Origin of the sequence: Brachyspira intermedia PWS/A (assembly GCF_000223215.1) — a bacterium.
Classification (GTDB): domain Bacteria; phylum Spirochaetota; class Brachyspiria; order Brachyspirales; family Brachyspiraceae; genus Brachyspira; species Brachyspira intermedia.
Window position 1 is genome coordinate 1,360,511 of record NC_017243.1, and the last position, 14,521, is coordinate 1,375,031.

Sequence of the window (14,521 nt, forward strand, 5' to 3'; positions counted from 1 at the left end):
TTATGTCAACAAAAAAATAATTATATTATGTAATTTTCATATTCTCTGAAAAAATTCTCATAATTGTTTATTGTAATATTTTCTGATTTATCTATTCTCATATGCTTCAATTGTTCTAAAATTTGAAATATTTCATTATTTGGTGTATCTATATTTAAAATATTCTTTATATCGTCTATAGAATAGTATAATCTTACATTTTTATTTTTTTCAAATAGAGTATCCATTTTGATAAATGAATATATTAGTATTATTAATTTTTCATTTAATTCTTTTGCTGATAATGCTTTAATTTTTAATATTGTATTATTAATTTTTGCTGCTGTGGCTTTTATATAATTATTAATGAATTTATTATCTCTATTTATAATATTTTCCATCAAATCTTTTTCTATAATTTCTATTACCGAATCTTCCAATACTATAGCAGTTGTAAAAAGAGGTTTATAGTCCAAAACAGGTTTATAATAATTTATGATATAATTAGATGAATAAATTGATCTTACTACGGCTTTAGAGTCTATTATACTATAAATACCTACTTTTCCGGATCTTATCATATATATGTAACTGCTGGGTTCTATTTCTGTATATAAACAATATCCTTTTTTTATACTGTAAACATTTTCTTCTATACGTGTTGGTTTTGCTATTGGTCTTGTATTTATTATTAGTTTCTTAGCTTCATTGATATGGATATCATCTTTAAATAATTTTATGCATCCATTACATATTTTATAGCTTGCATCTGTAAAGCCTCTATTTTTATAAATATTTGCCATTGTTACTATATCTTCTTTATTATATAAATTGACTTTATTGTTTGTGATTAATGAATAGTATTTACTGAGCCAAGTTTCAAATATTGAAGACAAATAATTTGATATTTTATCTATAAGTTTATAATTATCTATTTTGGCTAAATCTTGTACATATATTTTTAAGACTTCTGTATCCTCGTTGCTTTCTATTGTAGAGTAATAAGGTTCATTGATTATTGATGATATTAGCCCTATAATATCGCCTTCTTTATAATGTATGTCATAATTTTGATAAAATACATTATATGCTGTAACTTTACCTTTGAGTATTATATAAAAATAATCCTTGGCTGGTTCTTTATATTTAAAAATTATTGTTGATTTTTTTATTGTTATTTTGTTATATTGTTGTTCCATAGTAATATTATTTATCTTAATAGTTTTTTATTTTTTATGTTAAAGTTACTTTGTATAACTTTCATATTCTTTAAAATATTTATATGAATCTGTAACTATAATGTTATTAAAACAGTCAAATTCTAAATATTCTATATTTTTTAAAGCATTTTGCATATCATTAATATCTATATCATCATGCATCATATTTTTTATATCTTCTATTTTATAGTATAGTTTTATATATGTTTTTTCAGAAAATAAAGTTTCTATTTTTAGAATTCCATATATTAATACTATCAATTTATCTCTTAATTCAGTTTTATTTATGGATTTAATCTTTAATATTGTACTTATAACTTTCATAGAAGTCATTTTTATCATTTTAAATCTTAATTCGGCATTATCATGAAGTTTTTTTACTAATTCTTCTTTAGTTAGAATTTCTACAATGGAATCTTCCAAAACTATAGCAGTTGTAAATAGAGTTTTATACTCAAGTGTAGGGGCATAGTCATCAATAACAAAATGTGCAGGATATATAGTTCTAGTAATATAACTTGAGTCTGCTATATTGTATATTCCAATTCTTCCAGACCTTATATAATAAATATGATTAGTGGCTTCTAATTCAGTATATATACAATATCCTTTGTACATTTTATAGGAATTATTATCTATATGTTCCGGTTCTTTTGATTTAATTAAAGTTTTCATAAATTTTTTGACATCATCAATATTATTAACATTATAATCATTCTCAAACATATTAATATATGATAAGCATAATTTATAACTTGCATCTATAAATCCATTATCTTTATAAATTGATGCCATAGTAAGTATATCTTCTTTATTGTATAGATCTATTTTATTTTTTATTATAAGACTATAATATTTACTAAGCCAAATTTCTAGTACAAATGATAAATAATTGGATATTTTGTTTATTAAGTGTTTATTATTAATTTTATTTATATTTTCTATTTTTATTTCCCATAATTCAGTATCTTCTATAGCTTCCACAGTAGAGTAATATGGTTCTTTTGCTATAGATGCTATTAAACCTATGATATTACCCATTTTATATGTATTATTGTAAAAATTATTATAGGATCTTATACTTCCTTTTGTAATTATATAAAAACAGTCTTTAGAAATTTGGGAATCTTTTAATATAATATCACCTTTTTTATATTTAACTAATCTGTATTTTTTCATAAATATATATTCTTTAATATTATTTATTTAAAAATTATAATACTTAGAAAAATTATGTCAACTATAAAAGGTTATATTATATAATTTTTGTATTCTTTACAATAATTTTCTATATTTGTTACTCTAATATTATAATCATTGTCTAATTCTATATATTTAACATTTTTTAATGCTGCACGAACTTTTTTATTATCAATATCTATATTAAGCATATTTTTTATATCTTTTATACTATAAAGTAATGTTAATTTTATAGCATCTTTATGATATAAAGTATGCATTTTTAACATAGAGTATATGATAATTATAAATTTAATATTTAATTCATCTTTCTTTATTGCTTTGAGTTTTAAAACAGCATTATTTACTTTTATTGATATCATTTTTATAAAATTAATTCTTAATGATTTATCATTATATATCATTTCTATTAACTGTTCTTTATTTATTATATCAATGATAGAGTCTTCTAAAACTATAGCGGTCGTTAACAATGGTTTATATTCTAGTGTAGGATTATATCCATTTATTATATATCCCTCTGTATAAATATTTCTAATTATCTGTTTGGAATTAACTATGCTATATATTCCAACTTTACCTGATTTTATTATATATATATGGTCGCTTGAATATATTTCTGTATATATACAATATCCTTTTGGAAATTTGTATGTATTATTTTCTATATGATCTATTTCTTTAGTATATTTTATATTTTCCATATCTTTCATAAAGTTTTTAATTTTAACTACATCATTATCTTCAGGAAAAAGTTCTACATATTTTGAGCATAATTTGTAGCTAGCATCTATATATCCATTCTTCTTATAAATATTTGCCATAGTTACAATATCGTCTTTATTATATAAATCTACTTTATTTACAGCTAATATAGTATAATATTTACTAAGCCAAGTTTCTAAAATAAAGTATAGATAATTATATATTTTTGTAAGCAGATTTTCATCTTTGATATTGATTATACTATCAATTTTTATTTTTAGAAGTTCTGAATCTTCTACAGCCTCTATAGTTGAAAAATATGGTTCTTTTATAATAGCGGATATTAATCCTAATATACTTCCTTTTTTACTTTCATGTTTATACTCTTTATGAAATTCATAATATGATATAGTTTTACCGCTCATTAATATATAAAAATATTCTGATGGCTGTTCTCCTGCTTTAATAATAATATCATTTTTATTAAATTTAATTGTATCATATTTTTCCATAAAGATCCCATTATATTTTTTACTAGAATAAATCAAGACCAAATATTATATTATAAAATGCAGTTATGTCAAATAATTATTATGAAAAAATATAATAGTTTTAGAATTATTAAGATATATTAGGAGTTGAATTTCTTTTTCTGTACATATCATACTCTTTGAAGAAATTTTGTATATTTGGTATTATTATTTTTTCATTGCCTGAGAATAATATTACTTTAATTTTATTCATTTCTGATTTTATATAATCGATATTTTCTATACCAACCATAGTACATATATCATGAAGAGTGTAAGGTAGTTCTATAAAATCAATGTTCTTATCGAATAATAATTCTGTTTTTACAAATGAATATACCATACTATAAAATTTTCCAATAGGGTTCTTTATTGTTATACTATAGCTTTTTATTATTGTATTGTATGTTCTTCTTGCCATTATATTTACAAGATGATATTGAAGTTTTGTATTGTTCGAAGCTAATCTTAAAAAATCTTCTTTGTTTACAACCTGTAATATTGTATCTTCTAATACTATGCATGTTGTGAGTAATAATTTATTTCCAAGTATAGGCTTATAACCTATGATGTTTCCGCTTTTAAATATTATTCTAGTAATAATTTTTCCATCGAATACACTATACACTCCAACTTTTCCATCTCTTATTACATATAGATCTGTATTATTTTCTAATTCTGAAAATATACAAGTACCTTTTTTATATTCCTGCAAATTAGAACTTATTTCCAATGGAGGTTTTATTTTATAGTTGCTTTCTATTTCATTTATTTTTTCGTTTATTACTGTATGATCTTCATTAGGGAACATTTCTATGATTTTTTTGTACATATAAAGCGCAGCTGATTTATATCCATTATCATTATAAATATTTGCTATTTCAAGTGCATCATTTTCTTTATAGCTTCCTATATTTAAAGATTCAGATAATTTATAAAAATATTTACCCAACCATATTTCCATAAATTTTATTAAATATTTATATATTTTTTCTATTATTTTTATATCTTCTATATTATATATGTCTTTGGTATGTATCTCTACTAATTGTACATCTGTTACCGCAATTGCAGTTGAATAATAAGGTTCTAAAAGTATAGCAGGGACAATACCTATTATATCTCCTGAAGTAAATTCAAAATTAGTATTTTCTACAACATAATTTTTATCTATTACAGTACCTTCTTTTATTATGTAAAATACTTCTCTTGCATTTTCACCTGCAACAAATATTGCGGAATCTTTTTTAAATTCAACTACATTAAAGTCAATCATAATTAATACCCTAAATTTTGATAATATATATTATACTATATAATTTGTATATAACAATAATAAAATCTTTTTTATTAAATAATATTAATTGTATTCTACAGCCACTTTTATACAATTATCCTGTTTCTTATCAAATATTTCATAACCTTTTAATATATCATCTAATTTTACTCGATGAGTTATGAGAAAATCAGTGTTTAATTTACCTTCAGATATCAATTTAAGAATTCTATCACTATGAACAGCATCGACTCCGCCTGTTTTGAATATTAAATTTTTTCCGTACATAATATTAAGCGGAAGAATTTGAGGTTTTTCATACATCGCAACTAATGCAACAACAGAATTAGGTCTTGCTATTTTCCAAGCTAATTCAAATGTATTTTCTCCGCCTGCTGCTTCTATAGTGCCGTCAGAAAGTCTGCCTTTATTTATATCTTTTATGTATTCTTCTATATTTTCAACTTTATTAGGATTTATGAAAAAGTCAGCTAATTTATTTTCTTTTGCAATATTTAGTCTATCTTCATTTATATCAATAGCAATTATTTTTTTAGCTCCGAAAACTTTTGCACTCATCATAGCACAAAGCCCCACAGGTCCTGAACCTATAACAGTAACAGTATCATCATTTTTTATTTCGCAAAGCTCAGCACCGAAATATCCACTTGCTAAGATATCACCTACAAATAATGCATTATCATAAGTTACATTTTCCGGAAGTATATTCAATGACATATCTGCATAAGGTACTCTTATATATTCTGCCTGACATCCATTTATATGGCATCCTATTTCCCAACCGCCTTTTTCACAATTATTAATAAATCCGTTTTTACAATAATAACATTCTCCGCAGAAAGTGATGCAGTTTCCTGATACTCTATCGCCTTTTTTTAATTTCTTGACTTCGCTTCCTGTTTCTATAATTTCACCTACAAATTCATGCCCAAGCACAATATTTTCTTTTGCTCTTGGTACTGCTCCGTTTATTATATGAAAATCACTTGTGCATATGCTAGATAATGTAACTTTTACTATTACATCTTTATTATCTATAATTTTTGGATTTTCTATTTCTTTTAATTCTATTTTATTATTTCCTAAATATACTAAGCCTTTCATATTTATTTCCTAATTTATAATAGTTGATATTCAAATAATATAATGATATACTTTTACAAAACTTTTACAAGGATTTTTTATGCAAAATATAATGCCTCCTATATGGTTTGTAAATAGTAGTTCTTATAATAAAGTATTCAGTAATTATTTTAATAGACTTTCAAATGATGATAAAGAAGAGTATAAGAAACTTTTTGAAGAGCCTATAGTATTTAAAGGCTTTTATGATAATAATTTAATGAATGGGGTAGGAGAGCAAAAATATTCTTTAGAAAAACTTAGAAAAGATTTTAATTCCGGAAAGAAAATTGACTTTTTATTTTTCTATGGTCATACTAATGATAAAAAAGAAGTTACTAAATCATCATTGAGTCAATGGTATATTAAAGATTTTAAAGAAAATGATTTAGTATTTAATTGTATGGAAAAATATATGATGTACAATAAGGCATTATTATTTGATGATAAAGATATTGCTAATGAAATTTTGAATAGTAATCAGCCGAAAACTATAAAAGAACTTGGAAGAAAAGTTAAAAATTTCAATGATGAATTGTGGGATAAAATGAAATACAAAATAGTATTTACAGGTAATTATTATAAATTTTCGCAAAACACTGATTTAAGAAATTTTTTATTAAGTACAAAAAACAAAGTATTAGTTGAGGCAAGTCCCTATGATAAAGTATGGGGAATAAAAATGAAATATGATGATGAGAATATAGAAAATCCTTTTTGCTGGAAAGGAGAAAATTTATTAGGCTTTGCTTTAATGGAAGCAAGAGATGAAATAAAAAGAGTATACAAAAATTATGATTTGATAGATTGGAGTAAATTTTTATATAAAGATTAAAATAATCAGTATTATTATTGTGTAAGAAGTTTTATTATTTCTTCATTTTTTCCGTATTCTCTGGCATAATACAATGCATCATAATTACCTCTTTTTATACTTTTATCAGCACCAGCATCTAAAAGCATTTTTGTCATTTCTAAATTTCCTTTACGACAAGCCCACATCAATGCTGTCATACCATACTTATTTTGAACATTAACATCAGCATTATTTTTAATAAGCACTTTTACAGCATTAATATTATTATAATCAGCTGCTTCTATCAATGCAGTTTTTTCATCATAATTTTTATAATTTACATTTGCACCATTATCAATAAGCTTTTGTAAAAAAACTTCATTAGTAGAATAGTGTGCAGCAGTTATTAATGGAACATCATAACTAAGCAAAGTTTCTTTATTAAGATTACAAACTTTCAAACTTTTATCTAAAGAATCAGAACCATTTTGAAGTAAAATAGTCGCTATATCCTCATGTCCATACATATAAGCATAAATCAAAGCATTTGCATTATAAATATTTCTTTTATTTATATCAGCTTTATTTTCAATTAATATTTTTACAGTTTCTTTATAGCCTTTCATAGCAGCATACATTAAAGGTGTTTCTTCATTTCCATAATCTCCATCATAAGCTATATTAACATCCGCTTTATTTTTTATTAAGAGTTTTACCATTTCAATATTTTCTTTATTCTCACCGCCTTTGTTTAAAGAAGAAAATAATGCTGTCCTTCCTCTAAATCCCTGATAATCAATATCAGCACCATAACTTAAAAGTAGTTTAACCATTTCCATATTTTTATTATCAACTGCACCTATTAATAAGCTATCTCCAAGATCTACATTAGCATTAACATCTGCTTTATATTTCAAAAGAAGCTCAGCCATTTCTATATTATTACGTATAACTGCAAGCGATAACAATGTAAATCCCTCATAATTACGATTGTTTACATAATCATTATATTTTTTAAGAATATTTTCAGCTTCTTTAACGTTACCTTCATTAACATAATCTATTAATTTTTCAGAAACTTTGCTTTTATTATTATCATTATTTTGAGCGTATAAGTACAAACTAAATAAAAATAAAATAAATATTAACTTTTTCATAATTCATAAACCTCTTTAAATTATTAAACTTTTATTTATCTTTTAAAAATACCATTACAATAGGAGCTATAAAAGAAAAAATAAATGAGTAAATACCATAAACATAAATGAAGCTATATATTTTATTATTTCCAATTACTGCCTCATTTATATTGATATTGTTTTTTAATATCTTTATTATAGACTTTATATTTTGTATTATAATATATACTAAATTAACAGCTATTATTATATTAAGAACTGCAATAGAAATTTCATTTATTTTATTTTCAGAAATAATTACTCTGTATATGCTTGCTCCTAATACTAATATATTAAATAATAATGCTATTATTGGAAATATTATATACATTGCCTTTGTTATTACTCCAGCTTTATAATCTGCTCTTATAAAGTATAAAGTAATAATAGATAAAATTAATAATACATTATAAATTATAAAAGACTTAGTATTGTCAAAAGGTCTTATAGGTTCATATAGTAAGGCAAAAAATGAAACAAATATTAAAAATGAATATAAAAATAATAATCCTCGAGAAATATATATTGATAAAACAGTTTTGAATCTCTTTTGCACAAAGAAAAATATAAACGGTATTAAAGTAGATAAATATACAATAAAAATCAAAATCAGTTTTGAGGCTAAGGTATTTCCATGTTCTTCAGAAAAAACAGATAACATTAAACCAAAAAATAATAATACCATAATTGCCAAAAATTCTAGCAATTCTACCAATTCTACCAATTTAATAATTAAGAATAATATTATTGCTAATAAAATTTCTGATGCTACAGAAAACAGTATTATATCTCCTAATTTAGTAAAACTATTATATGTATTATTCTTTATATTAAAATTGTTATCAGATAAAACTATTATAATAAAAAGATTATAGAAGATAATATACTTTTATTAATCATTATATTAGATTTAAAAAATTCAAGCATAACAGGTATTTCATCTTTTAATGGTGCTGAAGTAAATATGCCAAGCAAAAATAAAAGTAAAAATGACAAAAATGTTATTAGTATTGTTCTTTTATTAATATTTTCTAAATTACTATCTATAATAAATAAAAATGAATAACAAAAAAAATAAAATACTTGATAATAAAAACTATTAATAATAATTGTTGGATAGAAATTGTCAGCATTATGATCAATATCATATAATAATATTTGTATATTTATAGGAAGAGAAGCTATTATTATTATGGTAAATACTAATATATGATATAATCTTTTTTTACTGCTCAAATTCATAAGCTTATTTTCAGACATTTTTCATAACCCCTTATAGGTATTTTTACAAATACTTGAAAATGGATTATAACTTATAATTAGAAATTGTAAAGTAAATACTTATTTAGGTATATATAATGTTTTTTGTAAACACTATACCTATTTTGTGAGTAATTTTATTATTTCTTCATTTTTTCCGTATTCTCTGGCATAATACAATGCATCATAATTACCTCTTTTTATACTTTTATCAGCACCAGCATCTAAAAGCATTTTTGTCATTTCTAGATTCCCATTATAACAAGCCGACATCAATGCTGTCATACCATCTCTATTTTGAACATTAACATCTGCATTATTTTTAATAAGCACTTTTACAGCATTAATATTATTATAAGAAGCGGCTTCTCTCAATGCAGTATCATAATCATAATCTTTATATGAACCACTATCAATCAGCTTTTGTAAAAAAACTTCATTGGTAGAATAGTGTGCAGCATTTATCAATGGAACATTAAGATTAAGCAAAGTTGATTGATTAAGATCACAAACTTTCAAACTTTTATCCAAAGAATCAGAACCATTTTGAAGTAAAATATTTGCTATATCCTCATGTCCATACATATAAGCATAAATCAAAGCATTTGCATTATTTCTATTTCTCCTGTTTATATCAGCTTTATTTTCAATTAATATTTTTACCGTTTCTTTATAGCCTTTCATAATAGCATACATTAAAGGTGTTTCTTCATTCTCATAATCTCCATCATAAGCTATATTAACATCAGCTTTATTTTTGATTAAGAGTTTTACCATTTCAATATTTTCTTTACCATTATCGCCTTTGTTTAAAGATGAAAATAATGCCGTTCTTCCTCTAAAGCCCTGATAGTCAATATCAGCACCATAACTTAAAAGTAGTTTAACCATTTCCATATTATTATTATCAACTGCAAGTATCAATGCAGTATCGCCATCACTTACTACAGTATTAACATCTGCCTTATATTTCAAAAGAAGCTCAGCCATTTCTATATTATTATCCATAACTGCAATCGATAATAATGTAAAATCTTCATAATCAAGATTATTTATATCTCCATTATATTTCTTAAGAATATTTTCAGCTTCTCTAACATTACCTTCATACACATATTCTCTTAATCTTTCATAAACTTTAGTTTTATTATCAGTTTGACTATATAAGTACATACTAAATAAAAATAAAATAAATATTAGCTTTTTCATAATTCATAAACCTCTTTAAATTATTAAACTTTTATTTATCTTTTAAAAATACCATTATAATAGGAGCTATAAAAGAAAAAATAAATGAGTAGATACTATAAATATAAATAAAACTGTATATTTTATTATTTCCAATCACTGCCTCATTTATATTAATATTATTTTTAAATATCTTTATTATGGACTTTATATTTTGTATTATAATATATACTAGATTAACGGCTATTATTATATTAAGAACTGCAATAGAAATTTCATTTATTTTATTTTCAGAAATAATTACTCTGTATATGCTTGCTCCTAATACCAATATATTAAATAAAAATGCCAGTATTGGAAATATTATATACATTGCTTTTGTTATTACTCCAGCTTTATAGTCAGCTCTTATAAAGTATAAAGTAATAATAGATAAAATTAATAATGCATTATAAATTATAAAAGATTTAGTATTGTCAAAAGGTCTTATAGGTTCATATAGTAAGGCAAAAAATAAAGCGAATATTAAAAATGAATATAAAAATAATAATCCTCTAGAAATATATATTGATAAAACAGTTTTAAATCTCTTTTGCACAAAGAATAATATAAAAGGTATTATAGAAAAAACAAATACAATAGACATAAAAAGAAGTTTTTCAATTAACGATTCAAAATCACCTGCTATATTAGTTCTAAAAATAAATCTATCATAGAAAAAAGCAATAAATACCCAAAATACAAATGCAATAATTGCCGCTATTGTAGAAAATACAATTATATCTCCTAGTTTAGTAAAACTATTATATGTATTATTTTTTATATTAAAATTATTATCAGCTAAAAGTATTATAATAAAAAACATTATAGAAGATAATATACTTTTATTAATCATTATATTAGACATAAAAAAATCAGTCATATTAGGTATTGAATCTTTTAATGGTGCTGAAGTAAATATGCTAAGCAAAAATAAAAGTAAAAATGATAAAAATGTTATTAGTATTGTTCTTTTATTAACATTTTCAAAATTGCTGTTTACACTAAATAAAAATGAATAACAAAAAAAGTAAAAAACTTGAAAATAAAAACTATTAAAAATCATATTGTAAATTAATTTTTCAAGATCATATGTAGTATCAAATAATAATATATATATATTCGTAGGAAGAGAAGAAATTAGCATTAGCACAAATACTAATATAAAATATATTATTTTTTTACTGCTCGAATTAATTAGATTATTTTTAGACATTTTTATAACCCCTTATAGGTATTTTTTATAAATACTTGAAAATGGATTATAACTTGATAATTATAAATTGTAAAGTATTTATATGTTTATGATTGTTTAATATTGAGAATAAAGTTAATAGTCAAAAAATTATTCATATCATTGAAAATTTCTCCCATACTTCCTCTTAAAATTTTGGCATTAGGAAGAGATTGAATAAATTGAGAGCCGTAAGTTTTTGTATAAAGCCTCTTATCAAGAACGAATACAACACCCCTGTCATCTTTGCTTCTTATAAGGCGTCCGAATCCTTGTTTGAACTTTATAACAGCGAAAGGAAGAGCATAATCTAAGAATGCATTTCCTCCATTTTCTTCTATATATCTGTATCTTCCTTCGCTTATAGGATCAGTAGGCACGGCAAAAGGAAGTTTAGGTATTATAACAACTTCCAAATTCTTTCCTGCAACATCAACACCTTCCCAGAATGAATCTACTCCGTAAAGTACATTGTTTGAAGATGATTTGAACATATCGAGTAAAGTATGTCTATGTATTGAAGCTGTTTGGGCTAGGGCATTTATATTTTTACTTTTCAATTTTTCTGATGTGTTTTCATATACATTCATAAGCGATGCAAAAGAAGTGAAAAGTATAAAAGCTCTTCCGCCTGTTATATTGCATACCTGAAGCAATACTTTTGAAGTGAAGTCATTAAATGTATCTGCAGCTACATCAGGCATATCTGTTGCTATATATAATCTTGCATTATCCTCATAATTGAATGGAGATTCCAAATATATTTCTATTTTTTTATTTTTTTCTATATAATCAAAGCCTAATCTATTAGAAAAGAAATTAAAACTCTTTGAAACTGTTAAAGTAGCAGAGTACATTGCCACAGTATCAAATCTTGAGTATAGAAAATCATTTAAATTTTTGGCTACAGTTACAGGAGTTAAATGCCAATTAAGAATGAGATTTCCTTTTTTGGTGAGTCTTGTTTCCACCCATCTTATATATTCATCTTTTTTGTAATCTATTGTAGAATTTAATGAAACTAATTGTCTTTTAAGCCTTTCTAAATAAGCATTTGACATTTGAGCTATTTCTTCATAATCAAAATCTTTTTCAATAGCAATATCAAAAAACTTTTTATATAATTTATCGCATACATTAACAAGAGAGGTCATTGAAAGCACCATCTCTCTTAATGCTTTTAATCCCTCATTCTGCCAATGCTGACTCATAACGAGTTCAGGACTTATTCTAAATTTATAACCTAGTCCTTCTTTAGTCTGAATATTTTTATGACAATATGTTATGAATTCTTTTGATTTATCTTCAACAACATTTCTCACCCTTGAAGTTAAATCATGTGCTTTATTTATTAAATCAAGTATTTCATCATATTCATGCTTTTCGATTAATGATTGTTTTTCATTAAGCATATTATTAATACTTTCTATCACTCCAAGTCTTTTATTTTTCTTTATTCTTGAAAGATAGAAAAGTGCTTTTAATATTCCGTTTTTACTTCCCTCATCTCCGAAATAACTTGAAGCAGAGTTTTCAAAATTATGTGCCTCATCAATTAAGACTTTTGTATATCTAGGGAGAAGGCTGTATCTTCCTGCTGTTTCTGCATAAAGAGATAAATCAGCACAAAGTATATGATGATTAACTATCAATAATTGTGCGGCATTTAATTGCTTACGCATTTTATAAAAATAACAATCTTCTAAATATTCGCATTTTCTATGAGTGCAAGTATCAGTATCGCAGCAAACCATTTCCCATAATTCGCCTTTAGGTTTATATCCTAAATCTGTTATTGAACCGTCTTTGGTTATATTAAGCCAATGGTCTATATCCTCAAAGAAATTTATCTGTTCTTCAAAATCAAATTTATCATGATCATTTAAACCTTCTTTAACTTTTTTGATACATACATAATTATTTCTGCCTTTAACCAAAGCATATTTTACATTCGGAGCAATTCCTCCTATGATAGAAGGTATATCTTTTGAAATAATTTGTTCCTGAAGATTTATAGTATTAGTAGAAATTACTATTCTAGTTTTATTTTCTTTTAACCATAATAAAGCAGGTATTAAATATGCAAAAGATTTTCCTATTCCCGTTCCAGCTTCAGATATTAAATGTTTATTATTGTTAAATGCTTCTATAGTAGCCTCAACAAGTTCAGTTTGTTCCTGTCTGTATTCGTACTTTTTTAATAATTGGCTTAAAGTACCGTTTTCAGTAAACATATATAAAGCTTCAGGAACATCTATAGTTTTTACATTCTCTGATTTTATAGGCTTTACAACTTCATAATAATCATCAACATCATTATTGACTATATAAAAACCTACCCCTGCGTTATTACCGAGTTCACTTGCTATTGCTAAGTCTGCTCTTGAAGGTGTGAGCTGTCCAGAAGGGTGATTATGAATAACGGCATCAAATTCCAATGACAATGATATTATAGCAGGTACAGAGTCTTTATTGCCTCTAGCCATTACCTCTATATAATCCAATATTCCGTAAGCATTAAAATTTATTCCAAAGTATACTTCATTTCCATAAGCATCTACTATTGCCTTTCTCATATAATTAATTGCATCTATGGAAAATACATTGTCTATTTCTTTTGCATAATTATTATTCATATTAGTACAATAATATAGTATATATTGAAATGTTTGTCAATGATTTATTTTTTGTTTATTTAATTATTATTTATATTTAATATACCGCACGCAGACTAAAATTTTTAATATATGTTTATTGAAAATTCAAATTTAAA

Annotated in this window: 10 protein-coding genes and 1 pseudogene; 1 reads left to right on the forward strand and 10 read right to left on the reverse strand. The window is 23.9% G+C overall.

Annotated elements, in window-relative coordinates; translation table 11 throughout:
* Positions 1-20 precede the first annotated feature (20 nt).
* From BINT_RS06030 to BINT_RS06050, 5 genes are all read right to left on the reverse strand, one after another.
* Complete coding sequence (locus BINT_RS06030; RefSeq protein WP_014487664.1) at positions 21-1,178, reverse strand: cyclic nucleotide-binding domain-containing protein; 1,158 nt, start codon at positions 1,176-1,178, stop codon at positions 21-23.
* A 45-nt stretch (positions 1,179-1,223) separates the two neighbouring features.
* Positions 1,224-2,378: a cyclic nucleotide-binding domain-containing protein gene (locus BINT_RS06035; RefSeq protein ID WP_014487665.1), complete on the reverse strand. Its 1,155-nt coding sequence runs from the start codon at positions 2,376-2,378 to the stop codon at positions 1,224-1,226.
* Positions 2,379-2,449: 71 nt separating this feature from the next.
* A complete protein-coding gene (locus BINT_RS06040) occupies positions 2,450-3,616 on the reverse strand; it encodes a cyclic nucleotide-binding domain-containing protein (protein ID WP_014487666.1) in 1,167 nt (388 codons plus the stop codon).
* A 109-nt stretch (positions 3,617-3,725) separates the two neighbouring features.
* Entirely contained in the window at positions 3,726-4,910 is a 1,185-nt protein-coding gene (locus BINT_RS06045; protein WP_014487667.1) for a cyclic nucleotide-binding domain-containing protein, read from the reverse strand.
* Positions 4,911-4,994: 84 nt separating this feature from the next.
* Positions 4,995-6,035: an alcohol dehydrogenase gene (locus BINT_RS06050; protein WP_014487668.1), complete on the reverse strand. Its 1,041-nt coding sequence runs from the start codon at positions 6,033-6,035 to the stop codon at positions 4,995-4,997.
* Between the two features lie 79 nt (positions 6,036-6,114).
* Here BINT_RS06050 and BINT_RS06055 point away from each other — a divergent pair, with 79 nt between their 5' ends.
* Positions 6,115-6,888 carry an NADAR family protein gene (locus tag BINT_RS06055; RefSeq protein WP_014487669.1) on the forward strand — a complete coding sequence of 258 codons (774 nt, stop codon included), beginning with the start codon at positions 6,115-6,117 and terminating at the stop codon, positions 6,886-6,888.
* Positions 6,889-6,902: 14 nt separating this feature from the next.
* Here the strand turns inward: BINT_RS06055 and BINT_RS06060 are convergent, their stop codons facing one another.
* The 5 genes and pseudogenes from BINT_RS06060 to BINT_RS06080 all read right to left on the reverse strand — a co-directional run bounded on the left by BINT_RS06060 (position 6,903) and on the right by BINT_RS06080 (position 14,384).
* Complete coding sequence (locus BINT_RS06060) at positions 6,903-8,006, reverse strand: ankyrin repeat domain-containing protein (RefSeq protein WP_014487670.1); 1,104 nt, start codon at positions 8,004-8,006, stop codon at positions 6,903-6,905.
* A 31-nt stretch (positions 8,007-8,037) separates the two neighbouring features.
* Positions 8,038-9,287: pseudogene (locus tag BINT_RS06065) on the reverse strand (hypothetical protein).
* Between the two features lie 120 nt (positions 9,288-9,407).
* Positions 9,408-10,496 carry an ankyrin repeat domain-containing protein gene (locus tag BINT_RS06070; protein ID WP_014487672.1) on the reverse strand — a complete coding sequence of 363 codons (1,089 nt, stop codon included), beginning with the start codon at positions 10,494-10,496 and terminating at the stop codon, positions 9,408-9,410.
* Positions 10,497-10,527: 31 nt separating this feature from the next.
* Complete coding sequence (locus tag BINT_RS06075) at positions 10,528-11,730, reverse strand: hypothetical protein (RefSeq protein ID WP_041177297.1); 1,203 nt, start codon at positions 11,728-11,730, stop codon at positions 10,528-10,530.
* Positions 11,731-11,816: 86 nt separating this feature from the next.
* Entirely contained in the window at positions 11,817-14,384 is a 2,568-nt protein-coding gene (locus tag BINT_RS06080) for a helicase C-terminal domain-containing protein (RefSeq protein ID WP_014487674.1), read from the reverse strand.
* Between the last annotated feature and the right edge of the window lie 137 nt (positions 14,385-14,521).

What these genes read in the sequence shown, in the direction of transcription:
- BINT_RS06075 (WP_041177297.1), bottom strand. Translation starts at nt 11,730, where the DNA reads ATGTCTAAAAATAATCTAATTAATTCGAGCAGTAAAAAAATAATATAT.
- BINT_RS06035 (WP_014487665.1), bottom strand. Translation starts at nt 2,378, where the DNA reads ATGAAAAAATACAGATTAGTTAAATATAAAAAAGGTGATATTATATTA.
- BINT_RS06070 (WP_014487672.1), bottom strand. Translation starts at nt 10,496, where the DNA reads ATGAAAAAGCTAATATTTATTTTATTTTTATTTAGTATGTACTTATAT.
- BINT_RS06080 (WP_014487674.1), bottom strand. Translation starts at nt 14,384, where the DNA reads ATGAATAATAATTATGCAAAAGAAATAGACAATGTATTTTCCATAGAT.
- BINT_RS06045 (WP_014487667.1), bottom strand. Translation starts at nt 4,910, where the DNA reads ATGATTGACTTTAATGTAGTTGAATTTAAAAAAGATTCCGCAATATTT.
- BINT_RS06040 (WP_014487666.1), bottom strand. Translation starts at nt 3,616, where the DNA reads ATGGAAAAATATGATACAATTAAATTTAATAAAAATGATATTATTATT.
- BINT_RS06055 (WP_014487669.1), top strand. Translation starts at nt 6,115, where the DNA reads ATGCAAAATATAATGCCTCCTATATGGTTTGTAAATAGTAGTTCTTAT.
- BINT_RS06060 (WP_014487670.1), bottom strand. Translation starts at nt 8,006, where the DNA reads ATGAAAAAGTTAATATTTATTTTATTTTTATTTAGTTTGTACTTATAC.
- BINT_RS06050 (WP_014487668.1), bottom strand. Translation starts at nt 6,035, where the DNA reads ATGAAAGGCTTAGTATATTTAGGAAATAATAAAATAGAATTAAAAGAA.
- BINT_RS06030 (WP_014487664.1), bottom strand. Translation starts at nt 1,178, where the DNA reads ATGGAACAACAATATAACAAAATAACAATAAAAAAATCAACAATAATT.